This is a genomic window from Nocardioides sp. SR21, from assembly GCF_022761125.1.
Classification (GTDB): Bacteria; Actinomycetota; Actinomycetes; order Propionibacteriales; family Nocardioidaceae; genus Nocardioides.
On the sequence record NZ_JAKWJR010000002.1, the window covers coordinates 153,368 to 177,531 of the forward strand.

The 24,164-nt window shown below is 72.4% G+C and carries 23 protein-coding genes and 1 riboswitch; of the genes, 13 read left to right on the forward strand and 10 right to left on the reverse strand.

Going from position 1 to position 24,164, the window contains the following annotated elements:
* Positions 1–14 precede the first annotated feature (14 nt).
* The 4 genes from MJ604_RS04015 to MJ604_RS04030 are packed head-to-tail and all read left to right on the forward strand — an operon-like array spanning position 15 to position 3,797.
* Positions 15–1,181: a cysteine desulfurase family protein gene (locus MJ604_RS04015; RefSeq protein ID WP_243057004.1), complete on the forward strand. Its 1,167-nt coding sequence runs from the start codon at positions 15–17 to the stop codon at positions 1,179–1,181.
* The gene (mnmA, locus tag MJ604_RS04020; protein WP_243057005.1) at positions 1,178–2,257 is read left to right on the forward strand and encodes a tRNA 2-thiouridine(34) synthase MnmA; all 1,080 of its coding nucleotides are present in this window, start codon (positions 1,178–1,180) and stop codon (positions 2,255–2,257) included. Before MJ604_RS04015 ends, mnmA begins: the two co-directional genes overlap by 4 nt.
* Positions 2,254–3,225 (forward strand): methionine synthase, encoded by a 972-nt coding sequence (locus MJ604_RS04025; protein ID WP_243057006.1) that lies wholly within the window; start codon positions 2,254–2,256, stop codon positions 3,223–3,225. The genes mnmA and MJ604_RS04025 overlap by 4 nt, the downstream gene beginning before the upstream one ends.
* A gap of 32 nt (positions 3,226–3,257) precedes the next feature.
* Positions 3,258–3,797: a type 1 glutamine amidotransferase domain-containing protein gene (locus tag MJ604_RS04030; protein ID WP_243057007.1), complete on the forward strand. Its 540-nt coding sequence runs from the start codon at positions 3,258–3,260 to the stop codon at positions 3,795–3,797.
* A gap of 63 nt (positions 3,798–3,860) precedes the next feature.
* On the opposite strand, the gene MJ604_RS04035 is transcribed toward MJ604_RS04030, so the two are convergent.
* Complete coding sequence (locus tag MJ604_RS04035; protein WP_243057008.1) at positions 3,861–5,429, reverse strand: MFS transporter; 1,569 nt, start codon at positions 5,427–5,429, stop codon at positions 3,861–3,863.
* A 20-nt stretch (positions 5,430–5,449) separates the two neighbouring features.
* Positions 5,450–6,043, reverse strand: a complete 594-nt coding sequence (locus MJ604_RS04040; RefSeq protein WP_243057009.1) for a TetR/AcrR family transcriptional regulator — start codon at positions 6,041–6,043, stop codon at positions 5,450–5,452.
* 198 nt (positions 6,044–6,241) lie between these two features.
* On the opposite strand from MJ604_RS04040, the gene ligA reads away from it, so the two are divergent.
* Positions 6,242–8,317 (forward strand): NAD-dependent DNA ligase LigA, encoded by a 2,076-nt coding sequence (gene ligA, locus MJ604_RS04045; protein WP_243057010.1) that lies wholly within the window; start codon positions 6,242–6,244, stop codon positions 8,315–8,317.
* Here the strand turns inward: ligA and MJ604_RS04050 are convergent.
* From MJ604_RS04050 to MJ604_RS04070, 5 genes are read right to left on the reverse strand one after another with little or no spacing between them, the layout of a single operon-like run.
* Positions 8,301–9,386: a hypothetical protein gene (locus MJ604_RS04050; RefSeq protein WP_243057011.1), complete on the reverse strand. Its 1,086-nt coding sequence runs from the start codon at positions 9,384–9,386 to the stop codon at positions 8,301–8,303. The genes ligA and MJ604_RS04050 overlap by 17 nt on opposite strands.
* The gene (locus MJ604_RS04055; protein WP_243057012.1) at positions 9,379–9,897 is read right to left on the reverse strand and encodes a SigE family RNA polymerase sigma factor; all 519 of its coding nucleotides are present in this window, start codon (positions 9,895–9,897) and stop codon (positions 9,379–9,381) included. The genes MJ604_RS04050 and MJ604_RS04055 overlap by 8 nt, the downstream gene beginning before the upstream one ends.
* Positions 9,898–9,952: 55 nt before the next feature.
* Positions 9,953–11,062, reverse strand: coding sequence for a hypothetical protein (locus tag MJ604_RS04060; protein WP_243057013.1), 1,110 nt, complete (start codon positions 11,060–11,062; stop codon positions 9,953–9,955).
* Positions 11,055–11,585, reverse strand: a complete 531-nt coding sequence (locus MJ604_RS04065; RefSeq protein ID WP_243057014.1) for a SigE family RNA polymerase sigma factor — start codon at positions 11,583–11,585, stop codon at positions 11,055–11,057. The genes MJ604_RS04060 and MJ604_RS04065 overlap by 8 nt, the downstream gene beginning before the upstream one ends.
* A gap of 58 nt (positions 11,586–11,643) precedes the next feature.
* Positions 11,644–12,150, reverse strand: coding sequence for a DinB family protein (locus MJ604_RS04070; protein ID WP_243057015.1), 507 nt, complete (start codon positions 12,148–12,150; stop codon positions 11,644–11,646).
* 59 nt (positions 12,151–12,209) lie between these two features.
* Between MJ604_RS04070 and gatC the strand changes: the two genes are divergently transcribed.
* From gatC to MJ604_RS04110, 8 genes are all read left to right on the forward strand, one after another.
* Positions 12,210–12,554 (forward strand): Asp-tRNA(Asn)/Glu-tRNA(Gln) amidotransferase subunit GatC, encoded by a 345-nt coding sequence (gene gatC / locus MJ604_RS04075; RefSeq protein WP_243057016.1) that lies wholly within the window; start codon positions 12,210–12,212, stop codon positions 12,552–12,554.
* On the forward strand, positions 12,554–14,062 hold the full coding sequence (gatA, locus tag MJ604_RS04080) for an Asp-tRNA(Asn)/Glu-tRNA(Gln) amidotransferase subunit GatA (protein WP_243057017.1): 1,509 nt from the start codon (positions 12,554–12,556) through the stop codon (positions 14,060–14,062). Before gatC ends, gatA begins: the two co-directional genes overlap by 1 nt.
* A complete protein-coding gene (gene gatB, locus MJ604_RS04085; RefSeq protein WP_243057018.1) occupies positions 14,059–15,552 on the forward strand; it encodes an Asp-tRNA(Asn)/Glu-tRNA(Gln) amidotransferase subunit GatB in 1,494 nt (497 codons plus the stop codon). Before gatA ends, gatB begins: the two co-directional genes overlap by 4 nt.
* Before the next feature lie 33 nt (positions 15,553–15,585).
* Positions 15,586–15,720, forward strand: a riboswitch (cobalamin riboswitch).
* A gap of 37 nt (positions 15,721–15,757) precedes the next feature.
* Positions 15,758–17,368, forward strand: coding sequence for a hypothetical protein (locus tag MJ604_RS04090; protein ID WP_243057019.1), 1,611 nt, complete (start codon positions 15,758–15,760; stop codon positions 17,366–17,368).
* Between the two features lies 1 nt (position 17,369).
* Complete coding sequence (locus MJ604_RS04095) at positions 17,370–18,212, forward strand: hypothetical protein (protein WP_243057020.1); 843 nt, start codon at positions 17,370–17,372, stop codon at positions 18,210–18,212.
* Entirely contained in the window at positions 18,209–19,291 is a 1,083-nt protein-coding gene (locus MJ604_RS04100; RefSeq protein WP_243057021.1) for an energy-coupling factor transporter transmembrane component T, read from the forward strand. The genes MJ604_RS04095 and MJ604_RS04100 overlap by 4 nt, the downstream gene beginning before the upstream one ends.
* Complete coding sequence (locus MJ604_RS04105) at positions 19,288–20,859, forward strand: ABC transporter ATP-binding protein (RefSeq protein ID WP_243057022.1); 1,572 nt, start codon at positions 19,288–19,290, stop codon at positions 20,857–20,859. The genes MJ604_RS04100 and MJ604_RS04105 overlap by 4 nt, the downstream gene beginning before the upstream one ends.
* 38 nt (positions 20,860–20,897) lie before the next feature.
* Positions 20,898–21,695: an ECF transporter S component gene (locus tag MJ604_RS04110; protein WP_243057023.1), complete on the forward strand. Its 798-nt coding sequence runs from the start codon at positions 20,898–20,900 to the stop codon at positions 21,693–21,695.
* On the opposite strand, the gene MJ604_RS04115 is transcribed toward MJ604_RS04110, so the two are convergent.
* From MJ604_RS04115 to MJ604_RS04125, 3 genes are all read right to left on the reverse strand, one after another.
* Complete coding sequence (locus MJ604_RS04115; protein ID WP_243057024.1) at positions 21,682–22,851, reverse strand: sorbosone dehydrogenase family protein; 1,170 nt, start codon at positions 22,849–22,851, stop codon at positions 21,682–21,684. The genes MJ604_RS04110 and MJ604_RS04115 overlap by 14 nt on opposite strands.
* 75 nt (positions 22,852–22,926) lie before the next feature.
* A complete protein-coding gene (locus tag MJ604_RS04120) occupies positions 22,927–23,157 on the reverse strand; it encodes a hypothetical protein (RefSeq protein WP_243057025.1) in 231 nt (76 codons plus the stop codon).
* A 105-nt stretch (positions 23,158–23,262) separates the two neighbouring features.
* Positions 23,263–24,138 (reverse strand): DMT family transporter, encoded by an 876-nt coding sequence (locus tag MJ604_RS04125; RefSeq protein WP_243057026.1) that lies wholly within the window; start codon positions 24,136–24,138, stop codon positions 23,263–23,265.
* Positions 24,139–24,164: the final 26 nt, after the last annotated feature.

The window sequence follows — 24,164 nt, forward strand, 5'->3', positions numbered from 1 at the left end:
CGCTGGTGGGTGCGATGAACAGCCCGACCGTCTATCTCGACCATGCCGCGACCACCCCGATGGTCCCCGCGGCGGTGGAGGCGATGACGGCGCACCTGCTCGACGTCGGCAACCCGAGCTCGCTGCACGCCTCCGGTCGGCACGCGCGCCGGGTGGTCGAGGAGTCGCGCGAGCAGATCGCCCAGGCGCTGAACTGCCGCCCCGGCGAGGTCGTGTTCACCTCCGGCGGCACCGAGTCGGACAACCTCGCGGTCAAGGGCATCCACTGGGCCCGCGCGGCCGAGCTCGGTCCGGGCGCCCGGCTGATCACCTCCTCCGTCGAGCACCACGCGGTGCTCGACCCCGTGCACTGGCTCCAGGACGGCGACGAGGCCGAGGTCCGCCTGCTCGCCGTCGACGCGGCCTGCCGCGTCGACCTCGACCAGCTGCGGACGCTCGTGACCGAGCGCCCGGTGTCGCTGATCTCGGTGATGTGGGCCAACAACGAGGTCGGCACCGTGCAGCCGATCGACGAGATCGTCGCGATCGCCGCCGAGCACGGCATCCCGGTCCACACCGATGCCGTCCAGGCCGTCGGCCACGTGCCGGTCGACTTCGCGGCCTCCGGCGTCGACGCACTGACCCTGACCGGCCACAAGCTCGGTGGGCCGTACGGCGTGGGTGCGCTCGTCGTGCGCCGCGAGGTGGCCGTGAGTCCGCTGGTCCACGGAGGTGGCCAGGAGCGCGACATCCGCAGCGGCACCCTGGACACCCCCGCGATCGCCGGCTTCGCCGCCGCGGTCGAGCTCGCCGTGAAGCACCAGGCCGAGCACGCGTCGCGCATCAGCGCGCTGCGCGACGACCTCGTGCGCCGGGTGATCGAGGTGGTGCCCGAGGCACACCTGCACGGCGACCCGGTGAACCGCCTCCCGGGCAACGCGCACCTCGGCTTCCCGGGCTGCGAGGGCGACTCGCTGCTGATGCTGCTCGACGCCCGCGGCATCGAGTGCTCGACCGGATCGGCGTGCTCGGCCGGCGTACCCCAGCCCTCGCACGTGCTGCTCGCGATGGGCTGCACCGAGGAGGCCGCACGCCACTCGCTGCGCTTCTCGCTCGGCCACACCTCGGCCCAGGCCGACGTGGACGCCGTCGTCGAGGCGATCGGACCCGTCGTCGACCGGGCCAGGGCAGCCAAGCGATGAGGATCGTCGCTGCCATGTCCGGCGGCGTCGACTCCGCCGTCGCCGCGGCCCGCGCCGCCGAGGCCGGTCACGAGGTGACCGGGGTCCACCTGGCGCTGTCGCGCAACCCCGCGTCGTACCGCTCCGGCGCCCGCGGCTGCTGCACGATCGAGGACAGCAACGACGCGCGCCGCGCCGCCGACGTGATCGGCATCCCCTTCTACGTCTGGGACCTGAGCGAGCGGTTCCACGAGGACGTGGTCGAGGACTTCATGGACGAGTACGCCGCCGGGCGCACGCCGAACCCGTGCCTGCGGTGCAACGAGAAGATCAAGTTCGCCGCCGTCCTCGACCGCGCGCTGGCGCTCGGGTTCGACGCGGTGGCGACCGGGCACTACGCGCAGCTGCGCACGGGCGCCGACGGCCTGATCGAGATGCACCGAGCGGTCGACCACGGCAAGGACCAGTCCTACGTGCTCGGCGTCCTGGACCAGGAGCAGCTGCGGCACTCGCTGTTCCCGCTCGGCGACTCGACCAAGGCCGAGGTGCGCCGTGAGGCGGCCGCGCGCGGGCTGCTGGTCGCGGACAAGCCGGACAGCCACGACATCTGCTTCGTCGCCGACGGCGACAACGCCGGCTGGCTGCGCGAGAAGCTCGGCGATCGCGCGCCCAACCACAGCGGCGACATCGTCGACGAGACCGGCGCGGTCGTCGGCTCGCACGAGGGCTCCTACGCGTTCACGATCGGCCAGCGCCGCGGGCTGCGGCTCGGCGTCCCGGCCGCGGACGGCAAGCCCCGCTTCGTGCTCGACATCGAGCCGGTCTCCGGCACCGTCACGGTCGGCCCGCGCGAGCGGTTGGCCGTGCACCGGCTCAGCGGGATCAAGCCGCGCTGGTGCGGCACGGTCCCGCGCGAGCTCAGCGGCACCGTCCAGCTGCGCGCCCACGGCGAGGAGCTGCCGGCCCGGGTGCGGGTCGGCGAGACCGTCGACATCGAGCTGCTCGAGCCGGCGTACGGCATCGCGCCGGGGCAGGCCGCGGTGATGTACGACGGCAGCCGCGTCGTCGGCTCGGCCACGATCGCGACGACCGCATGACGGTCGCCACCGGCGTCGGGTCGTACCCGGGCGAGGACTTCGACGAGGCCGTGAGGATCGTGCTCGGCGAACTCACCGAGCTCCCGCACCTGCCCGAGGTGCCCGGGCGCGGCGTCACCGCCGGCATGGTCGGGCGCGGGCTCGCCGTGATGGCCGAGCTCGGCGCCGACCTCCAGCCGGCGGGGTGGCGGCTCACCGACGCGCCCGGGGTCGATCACCGGCGTGCGCGGAGCCTGCTCGCCCAGGACCTCGACGCGCTCGAGGAGCAGGGTCAGGGCCTCACCGGGACGTTCAAGATCCAGGTCTGCGGCCCGTGGACGCTGGCCGCGACCGTCGAGAAGCCGCGGGGCGACAAGCTGCTCTCCGACCACGGCGCCCGGCGCGAGCTCGCCCAGGCCGTGGCCCACGGACTGGCCGACCACGTCCGCGACGTACGCCGTCGGCTGCCCGGCATCGAGCGACTCGTCGTGCAGGTCGACGAGCCCGCGCTCGCCGCCGTCCTCAACGCCCAGGTGCCGACCGCGTCCGGCTTCGGCAAGCACCGCAGCGTCGACCTGCCCGAGGCGTCCGAGGCGCTGGGGTGGGTGCTGGAGTCCGCGGGTCCCGACGCGTGGGTGCACAGCTGCGCGCCCGGCACGCCGCTCGGCCTGCTGCGCGGCGCCGGCGCACGCGGGCTCTCGGTCGACCTGTCGCTCCTGTCGGCGGCCGACCACGACGCGCTCGCGGAGGCGCTCGAGGCCGGCGACACGGTCGCGCTCGGCGTCGTGCCCGGCACCGATCCGGCCACCGACCCGACCGACGCGCGGGTCACGGAGTCGGTGCTGCGGTGGCTCGACATGCTCGGCCTGGATCCCGGCGAGGTGACCGAGCGACTGGTGCTGACGCCGTCCTGCGGGCTCGCCGGCGCGTCGCCCACGTGGGTGCGGACCGCGCTGGCCGTGCTGCGGAAGGCCGCCGGGAACCTGTAATCACGCGACGCCGTGTGGGTACCGCTCCTGGCATGAGTGACCTCTCCGGGAAGACCGTGGCCATCATCGTCAGCGACTTCGTCGAGGAGCCCGAGCTCGTCGAACCGCGCGATCAGCTGCGGGCCGCGGGTGCGACCGTGACCATCTACTCGGTCAGCGGCGACCCGGTGCAGCTCGTCCAGGGCGACACCGAGCCCACGCAGAAGATCGACGTGGACGGCTCGCTCGACGACCTCGACCCGGGCTCCATCAGCGCGCTCGTGGTGCCGGGCGGCACCGTCAACGCCGACCGGCTGCGCGTCGAGAGCCGGGCGCAGGACATCGCGCGCGACGTCATGGAGCGGCGGGTGCCGCTGGCCGTGATCTGCCACGGGCCGTGGCTGCTGGTCTCCGCCGGCCTGGCGCGCGGGCGTCAGCTGACGAGCTTCCACACGCTGGCCGACGACGTACGCAACGCCGGTGGCACCTGGACCGACGACGAGGTCGTCGTCGACCGCAACCTCATCACCAGCCGCAGCCCGGAGGACCTGCCGGCGTTCATCAAGGCGATCGAGGACGCGCTCACGGCCTGACCCTCCTCGAAATGACGACGACCCGCCCGAGCGCTCGGGCGGGTCGTCGTGCGGGGGAGAGGATCAGCCGATGTGGACGCCGCCCTCGGGGCCGTCGGTGGCGAGCTCCTCGTGCTTCACGTTGAGGAAGATCCACGTCACCAGCGAGGCGAGCAGCATCAGGCCGGCGCCGAACAGGAACGCGTCGCTCGCACCTGCGGCGAAGATCTGCTGCCCCGCCGTCGCCAGCTGCTCGGGCGTTGCCTGAGCGCCGTCGGGGACGGCCGCCGCGATGGTCGCCTTCAGGTCGTCCATCGTCTGGCTGGCGATGGTCGCGAGCAGCGAGAGACCGAGCGCGCCACCGACCTGCTGCATGGTGTTCAGCACGCCGGAGCCGATGCCCGAGTCCTCGGCGCGCAGGTGGTGCACCGCGGTCAGGGTCAGCGGGACGAACGTCGCGCCCATGCCCAGCGCCATCACGAGGATGTACGGGAACAGGTCGGTCCAGTAGCTCGCCGCGGCGTCCTGGATCGGCAGCGAGGTGTCGTGCGGGATCCGCGAGAAGCCGAACAGCGCGACCGCCGCCATCAGGGTGCCGACGCCGGCCAGGATGCGCGGGTCGACCCGGTTGATGAGGTTCGACGAGATGCCGGCCGCGATGACCAGGCCGATGCAGAACGGGAGGAACGCGACGCCGGCCTCGATCGAGCTGTAGCCCATGACCGACTGGATGTACTGGCTGAGGTAGAAGAACATCGCGAACATCGCGGCGGGGGCGAAGAACATCGCCAGGTAGCTCGCCGCGCGGGTGCGGTTGGCGAACACCCGCGTCGGCAGCAGCGGGTGCTCGACGCGGCTCTCGATGAAGAGGAATGTCGCGAGCAGCAGCAGGCCGGCGCCGAGGCTGGCGAGGGTCCACGGGTCGGTCCAGCCGTCGGTGCCGGCCCGGCTGATGCCGTAGACGAGGCCGAGGAGGCCGAGGGTGCCGGTGACGGCGCCGGGCAGGTCGAGCTCACCCGGGTGGGACTCCGACTCGCTGAGGAAGCGCGGCGCGAGCAGCGCGGTCACGATGCCGATCGGGGTGTTGATCAGCAGGGTCAGCCGCCAGCCCTCGACGGTCGTGCCGAAGATCTCGGGGCTCAGGCCGGTCAGCCAGCCGCCGAGCAGCAGGCCGACCGCGGCGCCGACGCCGGACATCGCGGCGTACACCGCGAAGGCCCGGTTGCGGGCGGGGCCGGCGGGGAACGTCGTCGCGATCAGGGCGAGCGCGGCGGGGGAGGCGAGCGCGGCGCCGAGGCCCTGGAGGGCCCGGGCGGCGAGCAGCGTGGCCTCGCTGTTCGCGAGACCACCGAGCAGGGAGGCCACGCCGAAGATGACGAGGCCGATCATGAAGATCTTGCGCCGGCCGTACAGGTCACCGAGGCGGCCGCCGAGCAGCAGCAGGCTGCCGAAGGCGAGGGCGTACCCGGTCACGACCCAGGTCAGGTTCTCCGGGGTGATGTCCAGGTCGGTCTGGATGAACGGCAGCGCGATGTTCACGATGGTGCCGTCGAGCACCACCATGAGCTGCGCCACCGAGATGAGCACGAGCGCCCATCCGAGGTGCTGCTTCTTTCCGGCGCCGGTGCTCGTGGCGCTGGCTACGTCGGTCATGAGGGATCCTTCGTGAGGGTTCAGTGGGACGGGGCCGGGGCGCGGGTGGCGGCCGGCAGGATGATCTGGTCGATCACGCGGGTGATCAGGTCGGGCGTCGGCATCTCGCCCAGCAGGAAGACGCGGTGCAGCACGATCCCGGCCAGGGCCGGCTCGAGCAGGGACAGGTCGACGTCCTCGCGGAGCTCGCCGCGTGCCTTGGCCCGCCGCCAGATCTCCTGGGAGAACGCGAGCTTGGGGCCGATCACGTCGCGCCGGAACGCCTCGGCGAACTCGGCGTCGCGGGTGATCGCGGTCAGGACGCTGGAGAAACTCGCCACCGACTCGGCATCGGCGAGGCCGCCGACCCCGCAGAACGCCGCCCGCAGGTCCTCGCGCAGCGATCCGGTGTCGGGGACGTCGTGCGGCGCCTTGCTGTGCTGGAGCGCCTCGATGACCAGGCTGACCTTGTTGGTCCACCGTCGGTAGAGCGTGGCCTTGGAGGCCTTCGCCCGGGTCGCGACCGCGTCCATCGTCAGCCGGTCGTAACCGACGTCGGCGAGCACCTCGAGGGTCGCGACCAGGATCTCCTGCTCGCGATCGCCCACGACGCGGGGCCGCTCGATGGGGGTCATGGTTCCTTCGTTCGGTCGTCGTTCACCTGGATGAAACGAAACGGTTTCGTTTCATCGGGAACAGCGTAGATCCCGACCCCATTCCTGACCAACCGGGATTTCTCAGGTTTCTTCCCGTCCCGCCCTGAAGTGGTCTAGACCGGAGCGTGGGTTCTCCCTCTCCCGGGGGCTGTCGGCGACGACCGGCAGAATGGGCCCGTGAGCGACCTGACCGACCCACGCGCGGAGCACCAACGGCTGGCCGAGGAGATCGAGGAGGCGCGCTGGCGCTACTTCGTGCTCGACAGCCCGACCATCGACGACGCCGTCTACGACAAGACGATGCGCCGGCTCCAGGTCCTCGAGGAGGAGTTCCCCGAGCTCCGGACGCCCGACTCGCCCACGCAGAAGGTCGGGGGCGCGGTCTCGACCGAGTTCACCGCCGTCGCCCACCTGCGCCGGATGGAGAGCCTCGACAACGCGTTCTCGTTCGAGGAGCTCGAGTCGTGGTTCGCCCGGCTGGCGCGCGACGGCGTCGAGAAGCCCGAGCTGCTCTGCGAGCTCAAGGTCGACGGGCTCGCCATCAACCTGCTCTACGAGGACGGCCGGCTCGTCCGGGCGCTGACCCGCGGCGACGGCACGACCGGCGAGGACGTCACCCCGAACGTCAAGACGATCGCCTCGATCCCGCACCGCCTCACCGGCACCGACGAGTTCCCGGTGCCCGAGCTGGTCGAGGTCCGCGGCGAGGTCTTCCTCCCGGTCGAGGCCTTCGAACGGCTCAACGCCTCCCTGCTGGACGCCGGCAAGGCGCCGTTCGCCAACCCCCGCAACTCCGCTGCCGGCTCGCTGCGCCAGAAGGACCCACGGGTCACCGCGTCGCGCGCGCTCGACATGGTCTGCCACGGCATCGGTGAGCGCCGCGGCTTCGAGCCGAAGGCCCAGTCGCACGCGTACGACGCGCTGCGGGCCTGGGGCCTGCCGATCAGCGAGAAGGTGAAGGTCGTCCCGACGCTCAAGGACGTCGAGGCCTACATCGAGAACGCCGGGGAGCACCGGCACACGATCGTCCCCTACGAGATCGACGGCGTGGTCGTGAAGGTCGACGACGTCGCGCTGCAGCGCCGGCTCGGCTCGACCAGCCGGGCGCCGCGCTGGGCGATCGCGTTCAAGTACCCACCTGAGGAGGTCAACGCCAAGCTCCTCGAGATCCGGGTGAACGTCGGCCGCACCGGCCGGGTCACGCCGTACGGCGTCATGGAGCCGACGCTGGTCGCCGGCTCGACCGTCGAGAACGCCACCCTGCACAACTACTACGAGGTGCAGCGCAAGGACGTCCGCCCCGGCGACACCGTGATCCTGCGCAAGGCCGGCGACGTGATCCCGGAGATCCTCGGCCCGGTGCTCGCGCTGCGCCCCGAGGGGCTGCCCGAGTGGGTCGGGCCCGACGACTGCCCCGCGTGCGGCACGACGTTGGTGGAGCAGAAGGAGGGCGACAAGGACCGCCGCTGCCCCAACCACCAGTTCTGCCCCGCGCAGGTGCGGGAGCGGGTGTTCCACGTCGCGGGTCGTGGCGCGTTCGACATCGAGGGCCTCGGCTACGAGGCCGCGGTCGCCCTGCTCGACGCCGGCGCGATCGGCAACGAGGGCGACGTCTTCGACCTGTCGGTCGAGAAGGTGCTGGCGGCGCCCCTCTTCACCCGTGCCGCCAAGAAGGGCGAGGAGGGTCCGCAGCTCAGCGCGAACGGCCAGCGGCTGCTCGACAACCTGGCCAAGGCCAAGCAGGTGCCGCTGTGGCGGGTGCTGGTCGCGCTGTCGATCCGGCACGTCGGCCCGACCGCCGCCCGTGCCCTGGCCACCGAGTTCGGCTCGATGGAGGCGATCCGGGCCGCCACCGAGGAGCAGCTGGCCGCGGCCGAGGGCGTCGGCCCGACGATCGCCGAGGCGGTGATCGAGTGGTTCAAGGAGCCCTGGCACGTCGAGATCGTGGACAAGTGGGCCGCCGCCGAGGTCTCGATGGCCGACGAGCGCGACGAGTCCGTCGAGCGCACGCTCGAGGGCCTCACCGTCGTCGTCACCGGCTCCCTGGTCGACTTCAGCCGCGACTCCGCCAAGGAGGCGATCCTGGCCCGCGGCGGCAAGGCGGCCGGCTCGGTCTCCAAGAAGACCGACTACGTCGTGATCGGGGAGAGCGCCGGCTCCAAGGCCGACAAGGCCGAGCAGCTGGGCGTCCCGATCCTCGACGAGGACGGCTTCAAGGAGCTCCTGGAGAACGGCCCTACGACCACGAGTTGAACGACCCGCCTGCCATGCTGAGGTTCTGTCCCGCCGACTGGCCGGTGTCGGAGCAGTCGCCCGTGCTCGGCTCGCACACCTCGACCGTGCCCTGGTCGCCGACGGTCAGCACGTGGCCGTCGGGGGACCAGCCGGTCTGTCGCTCGGCCGAGAGCGTCAGCTCCAGGGGCAGACGCTCGCCGCTGACGACGTCGTAGACGTACGCCGACGTCTCGCCCGTGGTGAGCAGGTAGCGCCCGTCGGGGGAGACCGTGGCGAACTGCCCGCCGGCGTCCGGGTACGACCCGACCAGGTCGCCGTCGGGCATCGACCGCACATGCCACTGGGTGATGCGGATGGGCACCTTCTCGGCATCGGGTGACGTGATGTAGCCGGCCGGGCCGAAGCCCCAGTCCACCGAGAACCCGATCTCCTCTTGTGGCATCCGCGTCACGTCGCCGGTGTCCAGGTCCATCGCGACCATCAGCTCGCCCTGGTTGAGGATCACGTACCGGTCGCTGCGACCGAGCATCGGCAGCTCCTGCGACTCGTACGGTGCACCGAGGGCACGGGTCTCGCGGGTCGCCAGGTCGAGTACCTGGAGCTGGACGTAGTCCTGGTCCTCGACCTTCTCCGCGTAGACGACCTCCGGAGACCCGGCATCCACGGCGATCGCGCCGAGGTGGCCCAGCTCGCGCGTCTCGCCGTCGGGCTCGACGAGGGTGAGCTGTGTCGGGTCGTCGAGAGTGGCGACGATCGCGCCCTCCGAGGTGTAGACGACCTGAGCGGCGTTCGGCACCTCGACGGTGCGGTCGCCGATGTGGACGACCTCGTCCGCGATCCAGGCTCCCTGCTGCTGGTAGGCCACCTCGTCGGCCGGCTGGATCGAGTCGTCGCTGTCGCGCCAGCGATCCACGGCGACGGTGGCACCCGCGACCACGAGCACCGCGGCGACCGCGCCCACCAGCGCCGTACGCGTGCGCCGGCGGCGCTCCTCGCGACGCCCGGACGCGACGAGGTCACCCGGCATCGGCGGGACGTCGATCGCGTCGGCGCCGTCGTGCAGGAGGGCGGACAGTCGGTCAGTCATGGTGGGCTCCCTCGGTCGCAGGGACGACGTCATCGCCCAGGACGGCTCGCAGCTTGGCGAGCGCGTCGGAGGTCTGGCTCTTCACGGTGCCCTCGGAGACGCCGAGAGCGTGGGCGACCTCACGGACGCTGAGGTCGTCGTAGTAGCGCAGCACGATCACGGCGCGCTGGCGGGGAGGGAGCGTGGCGAGTGCGGCGACGACCGCCGGGCCGGTGCTCAGGTCCCGGTCGAGGCCGCCCTCGGGCAGGATCTCGGTCGGCAGCTCGTTGCGCCAGGACCGGCGCCGGAACCACGTGGTCGCGGTGTTCGCGAGCACGACCCGGGCGTACGCCGGCGCCGCGGCCGGATCCTTGATCTTGCGCCGGGCGGCGTACGTCTTGGTCAGTGCGGTCTGGGTCAGGTCCTCGGCGAGCTGGTGGTCGCCGAGCAACAGGTACGCCGTGCGGTAGAGCCCCGGCCACGCGGCATGCGCGAGCTCGGTGAACTCCTCGTCCGTCATCGGTGTCGCCATCGATCCTCCTCGAGCGGGTCACCCGAGAAGACGCGTCGACCAGCCGTTCGGTTGGTCAGAGCGCGGCGCCGGTCCCGGGCGCGCGCACGAGCAGGATCTCACTGGTGACCTCCTGGCCGAGCCCGGTGCACGTCCCGGTGGCGGGGTCGCACACCTCGACCTCCGACGCGGCGTTCGGATATCGCTTCCCGAGGAGGTGGCCGTCCGGCGTCCAGCCGTAGTCCTCGACGTCGCGGTCCCCGGGGAGGTCGACGAAGTCGCCGGTCGCGACCTCGTAGACGCGCATCCCGTCCGTGGTCGAGACGCTCAGCCACGCCCCGTCGGGGGAGATGGAGGACTGGTCGTAGCGACCGCCCAGTCCGTACGGAACCGACAACAGCACGGCTCCGTCGTCCCGGGACCGAACCTGCCACCCGGCTTCGTCGGACGTCACGAAGCTGCCGTCAGCCAGGCCCGACTGTCCGAAGAGCCCCTGGTCCGGCAGCGGCACGAGGTCGCCGCTGCGCACGTCCATGCTCGTGACCTCGTGGTTCTTGTAGAACGTCACCAGGTCCCCGGTGAGTGCCACGATGTCGGCGGAGTCGAACTTGCCGAGGTGCATCGGGTCGCTCGTGTAGACGAGCCCACCGCTTGCGAGGTCGACGATGGAGAGTCGCCACGTGTCCGCGTCGACCACGTCGGCGTACGCGACGTACGACGACTCCGGACTGGCGGCCGCGTCGACCGCGATGCCGGGGTAGGGAAGCTCGTGGGTCGTACCGTCCGGGCTGACCAGCGTCGCCCCGCTGAACGCCGCTGCGTCATCGGTGGAGGAGATGACGAGCGCGCCCAGCGAGGTGTACTGCAGCGACCTGATGCCGGGCACGACCGCGACGTGGTTGCCCACGTGCACCTCGTCGCCACGCGCCCAGGCGCCGAGCTGCTGGTAGGCCGCCTCCTGGGGGAGGTCCGCGGGCTCGAGCTGGCTGTCGCCGCGCAGGGTCGCGGCAACCGTCAGCGTCGTACCGACCAGCACGACGGCGGCGACCGCACCGACTACCGCGGTCACGGTACGGCGCTTGCGGCGCAGGCCCTGGCCGCGGGAGAGCACCGCGTCGGCGGGCGGCACCGGGACGTCGATCGTCGACGCCTCCTCGTGGAACAGCATCGTCAGGCGCTCAGTCATGGCGGGCTCCCTCCGTCATCGGCAGGGTCGTCGGGACGACCTCGTCGCCGAGCTGCAGCCGCAGCCGGGCGAGCGCGTCGGAGGTCTGGCTCTTCACGGTGCCCTCGGAGATGCCGAGGGCCTGGGCGACCTCGCGGACGCTGAGGTCGTCGTAGTAGCGGAGCACGACCACGGCCCGCTGTCGCGGCGCGAGGTCCTGCAGAGCCGCGGCGAGCGCGGTGTGGTCGGTCGGGTCGTGCTCGACGCCGGCATCGGGGAGCGTCTCGGTCGGGCGCTCGTTGCGCCAGCCGCGCTTGCGGAACCACGCGGCGGCGGTGTTCGCGAGCACCACCCGGGCGTACGCCGGCGCGGCCTCGCGGTCGCGGACCTTGCGCCACGACACGTAGGTCTTGGCGAGCGCGGTCTGCACCAGGTCCTCGGCGAGGCCGTGGTCGCCCAGCATCAGGTACGCCGTGCGGTACAGGCCCGGCCAGGTGGCATGGACGAACTCGGTGAACTCCTCGTCCGTCACGGCTCTCGCCATCGTTCTCCTCCTCGAGCGGGTCACAGCAGGAGATGCCGCGTCCGCCCGATCGGTTGGGTCAGCTGCCGAAGTTGTCTCCGTGGAAGATCTGCTCGCGCAGGATGTCGCCGTGCCCGGCGTGCCGGGCGAGCTCCTCGATCATGTGAGCGTAGATCCATCGCAGCGTCAGCGGACCCCGCCGGTTGTGCAGCGCCAGGTCGTCGAGGGAGTACGCCGCGGCGATCTCGTCGGCCTCCGCCCAGGCCCGGCGGTACTCCGCGAGCACGGACTCGACGGTGTCCTCGGGCGTGAGGTACCAGCTCTCCTCGGCCGCCTCCGGGATCCCGAGCTCGGCGCGGGTCCGCCCTGCGAGCGAGGCGTGGAACCACACCTTCTCCACGAACACCGCGTGCTTCACGATGGACAGCGGCGAGGTCAGCGACGGCACCAGTCGGCGCCGCGCCTGCTCCTCGGTGAGCCCCTCCAGCACTCCGACGACCTCCTGGCGGTTGTCGTGCAGGAACGCCTCGAGCTGCTCGCGCTCGCTGCCGGTCAGGGTCGCCTCGGTGCGGTAGTCGTCGCTCACGACCGCGCAGCCTACGACCGAATGAGGGTCCCGCCGTGATCTCTCCTAGGATTGCGCCCATGCCCGAAATCCTTGGATCGAGTAGTCCGCGAGGGACGAACGGACGTATCGAGATCACCCGAGACGAGGTCGCGCACCTGGCGAGCCTCGCCCGGATCGACCTCGACGACGCCGAGCTCGACCACCTCGCACCGCAGCTGTCCGTGATCCTCGAGTCGGTCGCCTCGCTCAGCGAGGTCGCCGCCGGCGACATCCCGCCGACCTCGCACGCGCTGCCGCTCACCAACGTCTTCCGCGAGGACGTCGTGGTCCCGGGCCTGACGCCCGAGCAGGCGCTGTCCGGCGCACCGGAGGTCGAGGAGCAGCGCTTCTCGGTCCCGCGGATCCTGGGGGAGGAGGCGTGATGGCCGAGAACACCGACTGGACCCGCAAGACCGCGGCCGAGCTGGCCGACGCGCTCGCTGCCGGTGAGACCACCTCGGTCGAGATCACCCAGGCGCACCTCGACCGCATCGCCGCCGTCGACGGCGCCGTGCACGCGTTCCTGCACGTCGACGCCGAGGGGGCGCTGGCCCAGGCCGCCGAGTCCGACGCGCGCCGCGCCGCCGGCACCCTGCTGTCCGGTCTCGACGGCGTGCCGATCGCGGTCAAGGACGTGCTCGCGACCGACGGGCTGCCGACCACCTGCGGCTCGAAGATCCTCGAGGGCTGGATCCCGCCGTACGACGCCACCGTGGTCCGCCGCCTCAAGGAGGCCGGCCTGCCGATCCTCGGCAAGACCAACATGGACGAGTTCGCGATGGGCAGCTCGACCGAGCACTCGGCGTACGGCGCCACCCACAACCCGTGGGACCTCGACCGGATCCCCGGCGGCTCCGGCGGCGGCTCGGCCGCCGCGGTGGCCGCGTTCGAGGCGCCGCTCGCGCTCGGCACCGACACCGGCGGCTCGATCCGCCAGCCCGGCGCCGTCACCGGCACGGTCGGCCACAAGCCGACGTACGGCGGTGTCTCGCGCTACGGCCTGGTCGCCCTGGCGAACTCGCTCGACCAGGTCGGCCCGGTCACCCGGACCGTCCTCGACTCGGCGCTGCTGCACGAGATCATCGGCGGGCACGACCCGAAGGACTCCACCAGCATCGACCAGCCGCTGCCCGCGCTCGTCGAGGCCGCCCGCCAGGGTGCGACCGGCGACCTCACCGGGCTCAAGGTCGGCGTGATCACCGAGCTCTCGGGCGACGGCTGGCAGCCGGGCGTGATGGCCCGCTTCCAGGAGTCGGTCGACCTGCTGGTCAAGGCGGGCGCCGAGGTCGTCGAGGTCTCGTGCCCGACGTTCGTCCACGCGCTCGCGACGTACTACCTGATCCTGCCGGCCGAGGCGTCCAGCAACCTCGCGAAGTTCGATGCGATGCGCTACGGCCTCCGCGTCTGGCCCCACGAGGGCGCCAGCGCGGAGGAGGTCATGCGGGCTTCGCGCGACGCCGGGTTCGGCGACGAGGTGAAGCGCCGGATCATCCTCGGCACCTACGCCCTGTCGAGCGGCTACTACGACGCCTACTACGGCCAGGCCCAGAAGGTGCGCACGCTGATCTCGCGCGACTTCGAGGCGGCGTTCGAGAAGGTCGACGTGCTCGTCTCGCCGACCGCACCGACCACCGCGTTCAAGCTCGGCGAGAAGCTCGACGACCCGATCGCGATGTACCTCAACGACCTCGCGACCATCCCGGCCAACCTCGCCGGCGTGCCGGGCATCTCGGTGCCCAGCGGCCTCGCCGACGAGGACGGCCTGCCCGCCGGCTTCCAGGTCCTGGCGCCGGCCCTGGCCGACGACCGCTGCTACCGGGTCGCTGCGGCCCTGGAGTCCGCGCTGCACGCACAGTGGGGCGGCCCGCTCGTCCCGAAGGAGATCGCATGACCGACACACTGGTTGCCTTCGACGACGTGCTGGCGTCGTACGACCCGGCGCTGGGCCTGGAGGTCCACGTCGAGCTCAACACCAACACCAAGATGTTCTGCGGCTGCCCGGCGGTGTTCGGCGGCGAGCCGAACACCCAGGTCTGCCCGACCTGTCTCGGCCTGCCCGGCGCGATGCCGGTCGTCAACGCCAAGGCGATCGAGTCGGCGATCCGGATCGGCCTCGCGCTGAACTGCGAGATCGCGGAGTGGTGCCGGTTCGCCCGGAAGAACTACTTCTACCCGGACATGCCGAAGAACTTCCAGACCTCGCAGTACGACGAGCCGATCGCGTTCGACGGCTGGATGGACGTCGAGGTCGACGGCGAGACGTTCCGCGTCGAGATCGAGCGGGCGCACATGGAGGAGGACACCGGGAAGTCGCTGCACGTCGGCGGCTCGACCGGTCGCATCCACGGCGCCGACCACTCGCTGGTCGACTACAACCGCGCCGGCATCCCGCTGATCGAGATCGTCACCAAGCCGATCCAGGGCGCGGGGGAGAAGGCGCCGGCCGTGGCCCGCGCCTACGTGTCGCAGCTGCGCGACCTGATCGTCGCGCTCGGCGTCTCCGAGGCGCGGATGGACCAGGGCAACCTGCGCGCCGACGTGAACCTCTCGCTCGCCCCGAAGGGCTCCGGTGTCCTCGGCACCCGGACCGAGACCAAGAACGTCAACTCGTTCCGGTCGGTCGAGCGGGCCGTGCGCTACGAGATGCAGCGGCACGCCGGGATCCTCGACGAGGGTGGCTCGATCCTCCAGGAGACGCGGCACTGGCACGAGGACACCGGGATCACCACGAGTGGTCGCGAGAAGTCCGACGCCGAGGACTACCGCTACTTCCCGGAGCCCGACCTGGTGCCCGTCGCGCCCAGCCGCGAGTGGGTCGAGCAGCTGCGCGGCACGCTGCCCGAGAACCCGACCCAGAAGCGCGCCCGGCTGCAGGCCGACTGGGGCTACACCGACCTGGAGATGCGCGACGTCATCGCCTCCGGCTCGATCGGCCTGATCGAGGAGACCGTCGCCGCCGGGGCCACCCCGCAGGCGGCGCGGAAGTGGTGGCTCTCGGAGCTCGGCCGCCGCGCGAACGACGCCGGCGTCGACATCACCGACCTCGGCGTCACGCCCGCGCAGGTCGCGGCGGTCCAGGCGCTCGTCGACGGCGGCACGCTCAACGACAAGCTCGCGCGCCAGGTCTTCGACGGCCTGCTCGCCGGCGAGGGGACCCCGGAGGAGATCGTGGCGGCCCGTGGGCTGGCCATCGTCTCCGACGACGGCGCGCTCTCGGCAGCGGTCGACAACGCGATCGCCGCCAACCCCGACGTCGCGGACAAGATCCGCGATGGCAAGGTGGCCGCGGCCGGGGCGCTGATCGGTGAGGTCATGAAGGAGATGCGCGGCCAGGCCGACGCCGGCCGGGTCCGCGAGCTGATCCTCGAGAAGCTCACCTGAGGCACGAGTTCATCGGGTGTCGGGGGCCGGTTATGCTCCCGACACCACCTCATTCACGCCCGCAACGGGGAAAGCCGGTCTGAATCCGGCGCTGACCCGCAACCGTAGGCCTCCCGACCACCGGGTCGGAGGCGAGCCGGAGCACCCGATGCGTCGCGTCCCGAATTCGCGCTGTCGTGGAAAGCAGCTGCGGGAAGGAACACCAATGCGTCCCATCGTCCGAGGGGCCGCGGCCGTCCTGGCCGTGCCTGCCCTCACGCTCTCGGCGCTCGTCGCCACGTCGGCGCCCGCCGCGGCGGCCGTCGATCCGGCTCCTGCGACGGCGGCCGCCGCCTGGCTGGCCGGGCAGGTGCCGGAGTCCGGCCTCTTCGCCGGTGACTTCGGCGCCGACTACGGCCTGTCCATCGACGTCGCCCTCGCGCTCGACACGGTGGAGGACGACAGCGCGGTCGTCAGCCGGATCCGAGATGCCGTCGCGGCGGAGGTGAACTCCTACATCGCCTACTCCTACGAGGACGGCGGCGTCACCCACACCGGTCAGACCGGGGGCGCGACCGCGAAGGCCCTGGTCCTCGACCGGAGTACCGGCGGGACCGGTGCCGACTTCGGCGGCGTCGACCTGGTGGAACGGCTCGAGTCGCTCGTCGACGAGAACGGCCGGGTGATCTCGACCTTCGACGGTGCGCCCGACGCGAGCTACGACAACACCTACATCCAGACGCTGGCGGTCGCCGGCCTCGACGGCACGGGGTCCGACGCGCGCGGTCGTGCGCTCGGCTACCTGCTGGACCAGCAGTGTGCGACGGGGGGCTACTTCCGAGGCGACATCCCGGAGGCCGCGAGCGACCCGTGCGCGGACGAACCAGACGCGGATGCCACCGCGCGTGCGGTGCTCGCGCTCCAGGACGAGAGCACGGCTGACGAGGCGAGCGCCGACGCTGTCGAGTGGCTGCTCGCCGCGCAGCGGAAGAGCGGCGCGTTCGGTGGGGGCGTCGGCACCGAGGCTCCGAACGCGAACAGCACGGGCCTCGCGGCGGCCGCCCTCGTCGCAGCCGGTGAGGACGCGGCGGCGGCGAAGGCCGCGGCCTGGCTGCGTGCCCACCAGGCGACGAACGTCGCCAACTGCGTCTACTACGACAGCGCCGACCTCGGCGCGGTGTTCTACGACGATGCCGCTCGCTCGAGCGCCCAGGGCGGGGCGATGGACGCCGCGCTGACGAGCCAGACGGTTCGCGCGACCTCCCAGGTGATCACCGGGCTGCAGGCGGCGTCTGCGGGCCCGGGGCAGCCGAACGTCCTGTCGGCGCCCGACTACGTGAAGGCCGGTGGCACGACGCAGGTCGGCGTCAACGACGCGGCTCCGGGCGAGGCGCTCTGCGCGATGCTCGGTGAGCAGTCGGTCCTGGGCTGGGCCAACCCGCAGGGAGACGCCGGGCTCGAGCTCCGGCTGCCCAAGAAGGCAGGCACCAGCACGGTCGAGGTCGCCAACGCCGGCGGAACCCTCGACACGGTCGAGGTGACGTCGCTCGGTGCGGCCAAGCTGCCGGTCTCGGTGAAGAGCAAGCGGATCGCCGTCGGTCAGAAGCAGGTCGTCACCGTCAAGGACCTCGCGCCGGGCGAGTCGGTCCACGTGGAGATCGAGTGGCCGAGCAACCGCCGTGGTGGCTCGGTCGCGATCACCGCTGGCCAGGCGAACCGCAAGGGCGTCTTCAAGGTCACGGCCAAGGTCCCGAACCGGCCGGGCACCGCGCAGGTCAGCACGCAGGGCCAGTTCAAGAACCGCAAGGGCGCCACGTCCTTCACCGTCATCCGCTGACGTGCTCCGCACCGCTGCGCGTGTCGCCGCCGCGGCCCTCCTGGCCGCGGCGGCGTACGCCGCCGTCCCTGCCCCGCCCGCGTCGGCGGCCGGTTGCACGACCGCCGACGGGGTCACCGTCGTCGTCGACTTCCACGAGCTCGGCGGCGGTGTGCAGTCCGGGTGCATCGCCGACGGCGCCGGCGCGACGGCGGCCGAGCTGTTCGGGGCCGCAGGATTCTCGCTGAGCTACGTCCAGCGCCAGCCCGGCTTCGTCTGCCGCGTCGACGGGGTGCCCGCCGACTCCCCGTGCGTCACCACGCCGCCGGCGGACGCCTACTGGGCGTTGTACTGGTCCGACGGCAGGTCGGGCAGCTGGACGTACGCGACCAGTGGGGCCGGCGGGCTGCGCGTGCCCGACGGCGGGTACGTCGGCTTCTCCTGGAACGGCAGCAGCACGCGGGCCACCCCCGGGTACTCGCCCGCGCCGCACCCGAGCGCGACGCCGACCCCCAGCCCGACGCGCACCCCGTCGCCGTCCGCCCACCCGTCGCAGCACCACTCAGCGACACCGACGCCGACCACCTCCGCGTCCGCGGGCCCGTCGGAGACCCCGTCGGCCGCGCCGACGAAGAAGCCGCGCGACAAGAAGTCGCGCACGCCGAAGCCGACCGCGGCCGAGACCTCGACGCCTCAGCCGACCGAGGAGTCGACGAGCGACGCCGTACCGACCTCGGCGGAGCCGACCGACCCGGACGGCGGCGGCCTGCCGGCGTGGGTGGCGCCGGCCGTGATCGCGGTGCTGTTCGGCGGCGCCGCCGCGGCTGCCGTCGTACGCCGCCGCCGCGGGGTGCCCGGCGCGTGAGCGCCCGCACGTCCCGCGACCTGCACCCGCTGGCCTGGTGGCTGTGGGCGCTGGGGCTGGCCGGCGCCGCCTCCTTCACGACGAACCCGCTGATCCTGCTGATGCTGATCGGCGTGGCCTGGCTGGTGGTGGTGCTGCGCCGCTCCGACCAGCCGTGGGGCCAGTCGTTCCGCATCTACGTGTGGCTCGGCGCGTGCATCGTCGCCGTCCGTGTGGTCTTCGCGCTGTTCCTCGGCGGCAACTGGCTGGGCGGCCCGGTGCTGCTCGACCTGCCCGCGGTCCCGCTGCCGGACTGGGTCGCCGGCATCACGCTGTTCGGTCCGATCCACGCGCAGGCGCTGCTCTTCGCGCTGTACGACGGCCTGCGGCTGGCGACGATCGTGGTCCTGGTCGGCGCGGCGAACTCGCTGGCCAACCCGAAGCGGGTGCTCCGCTCGGTCCCGCCTGCGCTCTACGAGATCGGCACCGCGCTCGTGGTCGCCGTGACCGTGCTGCCGCAGTTCGCCGAGAGCGCGCGCCGGGTCCGCGCGGCGCAGAGCCTGCGGGCCGGAGACACCCGCCGGATCGGCCGGCTGCGCCGGTTCCTGGTGCCGGTGCTGGAGGACGCGCTCGAGCACTCGATGGCGCTCGCCGCGGGCATGGACACCCGCGGGTACGGCCGCGCGGGTGACCTCAGCCGGGCGCAGCGTCGTACTACCGGCGCCCTGATGCTGGCCGGGCTCTGCGGCATCTGCGTCGGCACCTACGCGTTCCTCGACACGACCGTGCCGCGGCTGCTGGCGCTGCCGATGCTGGCGCTCGGCATCGCCGCCGCGGCGGCCGGACTCTTCACGGCGGGACGCCGCGTCGAGCGGACCCGCTACCGCCCCGACCCGTGGCGCTGGCCCGAGCTCGTCGTCGTCGCGTCCGGCCTGGTCGCGGGCACCGTCGGCTGGTGGATGAGCCGCCACCAGGTCGAGGTCGCCTACCCGCCGCTCGACACGGTCCCGGCCGTCAGCGCCGCCGCGCTGCTGATGGTCGTGGTCGCGCTGGCCGGCGCGCTCGTGACGCCGACCCCGCGACTGGTGGTGGCGACGTGATCGAGCTGCGCGCGATCCGCTTCGGGTACGACGACGGCCCGGCCGTCCTCGACGGTGTGGACCTCACGGTCGACGAGGGCGAGCTGGTGCTGGTCTCCGGGCCCACCGGGGTCGGCAAGTCCACGCTGCTCGGGGTCGTCACCGGGCTGGTCCCGCGGTTCAGCGGCGGGACGCTCGACGGCGACGTGCTGCTCGACGGCGCCAGCATCGTGCGCACGCCGCCGCGCGACCGGGCCCACGCGATCGGGTACGTCGGCCAGAACCCCGCCACGGGCTTCGTCACCGACACGGTCGAGGAGGAGCTCGCGTACGGCATGGAGCAGCTCGGCCTCCCCGCCGACACGATGCGGCGCCGGGTCGAGGAGACCCTCGACCTGCTGGGCATCGCCGAGCTGCGCAACCGCGACCTGCGCACCCTGTCGGGCGGGCAGCAGCAGCGGGTCGCGATCGGCTCGGTGCTCACCATGCACCCGCGGCTGCTGGTGCTCGACGAGCCCACCTCCGCGCTCGACCCGACCGCGGCTGAGGAGGTGCTCGCGACCCTCACCCGGCTGGTGCACGACCTCGGCGTCTCCGTGCTGCTGGCCGAGCACCGGTTGGAGCGGGTCGTCCCGTTCGCGGACCGGATGTGCCTGCTCGAGGGCGGTGGCCGGGTGCGCGTCGGCTCCCCGGCCGAGCTGCTGGCCGCGTCGCCCGTCGTACCTCCCATCGTCGACCTGGGCAGGGTCGCGGGCTGGAGCCCCCTCCCGCTCAGCGTCCGGGACGCCCGGCGCCAGGCGCGCGGCCTGGTCGACCGGCTCGGCGCGCCGCCGGTGGTCGCCGACGACGTCGCGCGCACCGTCGTCGACGTACGCCGGCTCGCGGTGGTGCACGGCAGCACCGTCGCGGTGCGCGACGTCGACCTGGCGCTCGGCGCCGGCCGGGTCACCGCGCTGATGGGCCGCAACGGGTCCGGCAAGTCCTCGCTGATCTGGGCGCTCCAGGGCGGCGGGCGCCGCAGCGGAGGCGCGGTCTCCGTCGACGGCACCGACCCCGCCGCGCTGACGCCGGCAGGCCGGCGCGAGCTGGTCGGGCTGGTGCCGCAGAACGCCGCCGACCTGCTCTACCTCGAGACCGTCGCGGAGGAGTGCCTCGCCGCGGACGGTGGCACCGGTCGGGCCCGCGAGCTCCTGGACCGGCTGGTGCCCGGCATCCCCGCCGGCCACCACCCACGCGACCTGTCGGAGGGGCAGCGGCTGGCGCTCGTGCTGGCCCTGGTGCTCGTCGGCCGGCCGCGGGTGCTGCTGCTCGACGAGCCGACCCGCGGGCTCGACTACGCCGCCAAGCGCGTGCTCGCCGGCATCCTGCGCGACCTCGCCGACGAGGAGCACGCGGTGCTCGTGGCCACCCACGACGTGGAGTTCGTCGCGCTCGTCGCCGACGACGTCGTGGTGCTCGCCGAGGGCGAGGTCGTCTCGTCCGGGCCGGTACGCCGGGTGGTCGCCGAGTCGCCGTCGTTCGCGCCCCAGGTCACCAAGATCCTCGGCCCGCCGTGGCTGCGGGTCGACGAGGTCGTGGCGGCCCTGTGACCGGCCCAGTGACCGGCCCAGTGACCGGCCCTGTGACTGTGTCGAGCGTCCGCATCTCGCCGCGGTCGGTGCTCGTCATCGGCGTCGCCTCGATCGCCGGCCTGATGATGTTGTGCTGGCCGCTGCTGCTCCGCGTGCCCGAGGGCGAGACCGTGAACCCGCCGTTCCTGTTCGTGCTGCTGCTCCCGGTGGTGATCGCGGTGGTGCTCGCCGAGCTCAGCGAGGGCGGCCTCGACAGCCGGGTGCTGGCGATCCTCGGCGTGCTGTCCGCCGTGAACGCGATCCTGCGCGGCGTCTCACCTGGCATCGCCGGGGTGGAGCTCACGTTCTTCCTGCTGGTGCTCGCGGGGCGGGTGTTCGGGCCGGGCTTCGGGTTCGTGCTCGGCTGCACGTCGTTGTTCGCGTCCGCACTGCTGACTGCGGGCGTCGGCCCGTGGATGCCGTACCAGATGCTGTGCGCCGCCTGGGTCGGCCTGGGCGCGGGCCTGCTGCCGCGCCGACCCACCGGGAAGGCCGAGATCGCGATGCTGGCGGCGTACGCCGTGGTCGCGTCGTACGCCTTCGGGCTGCTGATGAACCTGTCGAACTGGCCGTTCCTGCTCGGCGTCCAGGTCGCCGGCCACGAGGGCTCGCTGTCGTACGTCGCGGGCGCGCCGGTGCTGGAGAACCTGCACCGGTTCCTCGTCTACACGCTGCTGACGTCCACCGGCGGGTGGGACACGATCCGCGCGATCACGACCGCGGTCGCGGTGGTGGTGCTCGGTCCGGCGATCCTCGCGACCCTGCGTCGGGCGTCGCGGCGCGCGACCGTGACCGGTGTCGTCACGGGGCGATGAGCAGGATCTTGTCGTCGCCGTCGTTCGGGAAGCCGCGGCCGTCGGTGTTGCTGGTCGTCACCCAGAGCCGGCCGTCGGGCGCGACCGCGACGGTGCGCATCCGGCCGTAGCGGCCCACGAAGAAGTCGGCCGGGTCGCTGGCCCGCTTGCCGCTGACGTCGACGCGCCAGAGCCGCTGACCGCGCAGCGACGCCATCCAGACCTCGCCGTCCAGCCATGCCAGCCCGGACGGTGAGGCGACGTCGGTCGGCCAGACGACCTGCGGGTTGGTGAGGTCCGCGGCGTCGCCGCGGCCCTCGACCAGGGGCCACCCGTAGTTGTCGCCCTTCTCGATCAGGTTGAGCTCGTCCCACGTCTGGTTGCCGAACTCCGACGCCCACAGCCGGCCCTGGTCGTCGAACGCCAGTCCCTGGACGTTGCGGTGGCCCCACGTCCACACCAGCGAGCCGAACGGGTTGCCGGGCGCCGGCTCCCCGTCGGTGGTCATCCGCAGGATCTTGCCGCCGAGGCTGTCCTTGTCCTGGGCGAGCTCGGGGTTGCCGGCCTCACCGGTCGAGGCGTACAGGTAGCCGTCCGGTCCGAACGCCAGGCGGCCGCCGTCGTGGATCGGGCCCTGCGGGATCCCGTCGACGAGCACCTGCGGCGTGCCGAGCCGGTCGCCGTCGAGCTTCGCCCTGACGATCCGGTTGTCCGACCCGGTGCTGAAGTAGAAGTAGAGCATCCGGTCGCTCGCGAAGTCCGGTGACACCGCGACCCCGAGCAGGCCCGCCTCGCCGCCGACGTCCCCGAGCCCCACGGCCGCCTCGATCGTCCCGACCTGCGTGACGTCGTACGACGGCTTGCGGAGCAGCAGCACCCGGCTCGTGTCGCGCTCGGTGACGACCGCGTCGCCGTTCGGGAGGAACGCCAGGCCCCAGGGGCTGGTGAGATCGGTCGCGATCGTCCTGACCACGCGCGGCGGGCCGGGCTTGTCGACGGGGGCGCTCGAGCTCGGCTCCGTCGGCTCCGAGCCCTCGGTGGTCTCGTCGGGGGAGGCGGTCGGGGTGGCCGTGATCGTGTCGTCGTCCGGCAGCTGCCCCTCGTCGGAGCCGCCGCACGAGGTCAGCAGGGCCACGGCGATGAACGCGGCAGCGGTGCTGCGCAGGGCGGTCGGCATGCGGTCGATTGTGCCCGAGGGGGTGGTGCTGAGCTCACCGGGCGGCCAAGGGAGAGGTGACCTCGCCCGGTGAGCTCAGCCGTTCGCGGCCGAAGCCACGACCTCCGACATCGCAGTTCCGAGCCGCGCTGCAAGGAACTCCTCGACGTCCTGGAGCTCGGCACGCCGTTGGGCCAGAGCGGTGGAGGCGACCATCGCGTTGCGACGAGCCCCGAGCTGGGACTCGACCGGCCAACGCCGTACCGCGACCCACGGACGGACGAGGGTGCGGTCGAACAGGTGGGTGAACATGCCGTGCGCGATCATGCAGGCTCCCCATGAGCTCCCGAGGATGGATTGCGCTCCAACCTAGGCAGCGGCCGAGACACCTGCGTCAACGTCGTGTGACGGTTGCGTGAATTCGGGCCGGGCTCAGTCGGGCGCCGGCACCACGGTCCGCTGCGACCGGGTCGCGCCGACGGAGGCGATGATGATGAAGACCATCGCGAGCCACTGCTCGCCGGTGAGGAACTCGTCGAGCACGAGGATGCCGGCGAGTGCGGCAGCGGCGGGCTCGAGGCTCATCAGGATCGAGAAGACCGACGGCTTCATGGTGCGCAGCGCGACCATCTCGCAGCTGTACGGGATCACCGAGGAGAGCAGGCCGACGAGCGCGCCGATCATCAGGATGCGGGGGTCGAGGAGGTCGGAGCCGCCGACGCCGATCGCGGCGGGGGTCAGCAGCACCGCCGCGACGACGGAGGCCACCGCGAGGCCGTCGAGCCCGGGCCAGCGTCGTCCGACCTGCGCGCTCAGCAGGATGTACGCCGCCCAGCACGCGCCGGCGACCAGGGCGAACACGACGCCGAGCACGTTGAGCGAGCCGCTGCCGCCGCTGAGGCCGAGCACGGCGACGCCGATGGCGGCGAGCCCGACCCACACGAGGTCGCGCGCCCGCCGGGAGCCGACCACGGCGAGCGTGAGCGGGCCGAGGAACTCCAGCGTCACCGCGATGCCGAGCGGGATGCGCTGGAACGACTGGTAGAACGCCCAGTTCATGATGCCGAGCGTGAGGCCCAGGGCGAGGGCGACCAGCCAGTCGGAGCGCGACTTGCCGCGCAGCGACGGGCGGATGACGAGCGCCAGGATGATCGCGCTGGTCGCCAGACGCAGGAACACGATGGTCGTCGGGGCGACCTCGTCGAAGATCGACTTCGCGATGCTGGCGCCGAACTGCACCGAGAGGATGCCGAACAGGACCAGCCAGACGGGGGAGATCACCAGGTGCGATGAGTTCCTGGTGGTCACCGGGTCAATCTAGACGGCACAGTGGA

Coding starts and splice junctions, on each gene's coding strand:
- MJ604_RS04015 (WP_243057004.1), top strand. CDS start 15: ATGAACAGCCCGACCGTCTATCTCGACCATGCCGCGACCACCCCGATG.
- mnmA (WP_243057005.1), top strand. CDS start 1,178: ATGAGGATCGTCGCTGCCATGTCCGGCGGCGTCGACTCCGCCGTCGCC.
- MJ604_RS04025 (WP_243057006.1), top strand. CDS start 2,254: ATGACGGTCGCCACCGGCGTCGGGTCGTACCCGGGCGAGGACTTCGAC.
- MJ604_RS04030 (WP_243057007.1), top strand. CDS start 3,258: ATGAGTGACCTCTCCGGGAAGACCGTGGCCATCATCGTCAGCGACTTC.
- MJ604_RS04035 (WP_243057008.1), bottom strand. CDS start 5,429: ATGACCGACGTAGCCAGCGCCACGAGCACCGGCGCCGGAAAGAAGCAG.
- MJ604_RS04040 (WP_243057009.1), bottom strand. CDS start 6,043: ATGACCCCCATCGAGCGGCCCCGCGTCGTGGGCGATCGCGAGCAGGAG.
- MJ604_RS04050 (WP_243057011.1), bottom strand. CDS start 9,386: ATGACTGACCGACTGTCCGCCCTCCTGCACGACGGCGCCGACGCGATC.
- MJ604_RS04055 (WP_243057012.1), bottom strand. CDS start 9,897: ATGGCGACACCGATGACGGACGAGGAGTTCACCGAGCTCGCGCATGCC.
- MJ604_RS04060 (WP_243057013.1), bottom strand. CDS start 11,062: ATGACTGAGCGCCTGACGATGCTGTTCCACGAGGAGGCGTCGACGATC.
- MJ604_RS04065 (WP_243057014.1), bottom strand. CDS start 11,585: ATGGCGAGAGCCGTGACGGACGAGGAGTTCACCGAGTTCGTCCATGCC.
- gatC (WP_243057016.1), top strand. CDS start 12,210: ATGCCCGAAATCCTTGGATCGAGTAGTCCGCGAGGGACGAACGGACGT.
- gatA (WP_243057017.1), top strand. CDS start 12,554: ATGGCCGAGAACACCGACTGGACCCGCAAGACCGCGGCCGAGCTGGCC.
- gatB (WP_243057018.1), top strand. CDS start 14,059: ATGACCGACACACTGGTTGCCTTCGACGACGTGCTGGCGTCGTACGAC.
- MJ604_RS04090 (WP_243057019.1), top strand. CDS start 15,758: ATGCGTCCCATCGTCCGAGGGGCCGCGGCCGTCCTGGCCGTGCCTGCC.
- MJ604_RS04115 (WP_243057024.1), bottom strand. CDS start 22,851: ATGCCGACCGCCCTGCGCAGCACCGCTGCCGCGTTCATCGCCGTGGCC.
- MJ604_RS04120 (WP_243057025.1), bottom strand. CDS start 23,157: ATGATCGCGCACGGCATGTTCACCCACCTGTTCGACCGCACCCTCGTC.